This is a genomic window from Azospirillum sp. B506 (assembly GCF_000333595.1).
GTDB lineage: Bacteria > Pseudomonadota > Alphaproteobacteria > Azospirillales > Azospirillaceae > Azospirillum.
In genome coordinates this window covers 1-1,455 of sequence record NZ_BADK01001095.1, presented here as the reverse complement: position 1 = coordinate 1,455, position 1,455 = coordinate 1, and the positions used below count along the sequence as shown (strand labels likewise).

Annotated in this window: 2 protein-coding genes; both read left to right on the top strand. The window is 69.4% G+C overall.

Going from position 1 to position 1,455, the window contains the following annotated elements:
* Positions 1 to 295, top strand: a 295-nt coding sequence (locus I71_RS33655; protein WP_244434217.1) for a cobalamin biosynthesis protein, incomplete at its 5' end; no start/stop codon positions are given.
* A 190-nt stretch (positions 296 to 485) separates the two neighbouring features.
* Entirely contained in the window at positions 486 to 1,373 is an 888-nt protein-coding gene (locus tag I71_RS33650) for a DMT family transporter (protein ID WP_244434216.1), read from the top strand.
* The last annotated feature ends 82 nt before the right edge of the window (positions 1,374 to 1,455 follow it).

Below are 1,455 nucleotides of genomic sequence, written 5' to 3'. Positions count from 1 at the left end.
CCCTTCATCGGCACCGCCAAGGCCAGCGCCGCCTGCGCGCCTCGGCCGCGACGCCCGCAAGCACCCGTCGCTGAACATGGGCTGGCCCATCGCCGCCATTGCCGGCGCGCTGGGGCTGGCGCTTGGTGGTCCGCACCGCGACGGCGGCGTGGTCATCACCGAGAACTGGATCGGCGACGGACGCGCCCGTGCCACCCCGGCCGACATCGGGCGAGCGCTCGCTCTCTCCGCCGTCGCCGCCCTGCTGCTGATCGGGCTGGTGGCACTGCTGCTGTGGGGCGTGGCGGGGATCTGATACGCCCCCAGCCCTGCGCCCCCAGCCCTGCGCCATCGGCACGGCAATGTCCCGCCCTTGGCACGCCACCATCCATGCTTCGCCCATATACTAGTATTGTGAGTCAGGGAAAGCGGGGGCTATGGGTACGGGGGAGAGGGCGGCTGCCGGTGTGGCCGAGCAGCCGGGAGGGTCTTTGGCCGAGCGGTCTTTGACGGAACAGACCCTGTCGGAACGGCGGTCGGCCCGGGCCGGCATTTTCTGGATGATGCTGACGACCCTGCTGTTCGTCACCCAGGACGCCACCATCCGGGTCCTGACCCGAAGCTATCCGGTGGTGGAGGTCGCCTGGGCGCGCTTCGCCGTCCACATGTTGCTGGTGGGCGTGGTCGTGGCGTGGCGCAGTCCGCATCTGATGGTGTCGCAGCGGCTGTCCCTGCAACTCGTCCGCTCCTGCCTGCTGCTGGCGACGACTTTGTTCGCCGTCCTGGCCCTGCGCAGCATTCCCTTCGCCGAGGTGCAGGCGATCGCCGCCGCCGTGCCGGTTCTGATCACGGCGCTGTCGGTGCCGCTGCTGGGCGAGAAGGTCGGCTGGCGGCGCTGGGTCGGCGTGCTTGCCGGCATGGCCGGCGCGCTGATCATCGTCGGGCCGGTGGGCGGCACCTTCAAATGGGCACTGGCCCTGCCGCTGGCCGCAGCCTTCTGCAACGCGCTGTACCAGATTGCGACGCGCAAGCTGAGAGCGGCCGATTCGCCAACCACCACCATCTTCTACACCGGCATGGCCGGGACGGTGGCCTGCACGCTGGCCCTGCCCTTCAACTGGGTAACGCCGGACCCGACGGGTGCGGCGCTGATGGTTCTGCTGGGAACGCTGGGCGGCATCAGCCATTTCTGCCTGATCCGCGCCTACAGCGCCGCCCCGGCCGCGACGGTTGCGCCCTTCGGCTACACCACCCTGGTGTGGGCGGCTGTCTATGCGCTGATGGTGTTCGGCGAGGATCTGCGCCTGTCGACCATCCTCGGCACCGCCGTCATCGTCGGCAGCGGCGTCTACATCTTCTATCGGGGACAGGTGCGGTCGCGGCAGGCGCCATGAGTGCCCGGGCCGGCAGCTATCAGGCTGTCTGCGGCCCGACATCCTCCAACATGTAGAACGGGTCGCGCCGGTCACGTTCGAT